The sequence below is a fragment of the Bradyrhizobium sp. NBAIM08 genome (assembly GCF_020193935.1).
Classification (GTDB): Bacteria; Pseudomonadota; Alphaproteobacteria; order Rhizobiales; family Xanthobacteraceae; genus Bradyrhizobium; species Bradyrhizobium yuanmingense.
This window is the reverse complement of record NZ_JADYVR010000583.1, coordinates 1-428: the sequence shown is the minus strand read 5'-3', so window position 1 is coordinate 428 and position 428 is coordinate 1. Positions and strand designations below refer to the sequence as shown.

At 63.3% G+C, this 428-nt stretch carries 1 protein-coding gene; it reads left to right on the top strand.

Annotated features, from left to right (window positions below):
- The coding region (locus tag I6F37_RS41070) for a DNA polymerase ligase N-terminal domain-containing protein (protein WP_276573819.1) at positions 1-428 on the top strand (428 nt) is incomplete at both ends.

The following is a 428-nucleotide window of genomic DNA, read 5'->3' as shown; positions in this document are numbered from 1 at the left end:
GAATACAAGCGCAAGCGCGATTTCAACGTCACCGCCGAGCCGGGACCGACGGTCGCGAAGCCCGGGCGTGAGCCGATCTTCGTGATTCAGGAGCATCACGCCACGCGGCTGCATTACGATTTTCGGCTCGAGGCGGACGGCGTGCTCAAGAGCTGGGCGGTGACCAAAGAGCCGCCGACCGAGACCGGCGTGCGCCGGCTCGCGATCGAGGTCGAGGATCATCCCGTGGCGTACGCCCCCTTCAGCGGTGATATCCCCAAAGGTCAGTATGGCGCCGGCCACGTTGAGATCTGGGACGCGGGGACCTATGCGAACGTGATGGAGTCGAAACCCGAGCCGCTCTCGATCACCGAAAGCATCGACGCCGGTCACGTCGAGGTCGACCTGCGCGGTACGAAACTGAATGGAAAGTTCGCGCTGATCAGAAC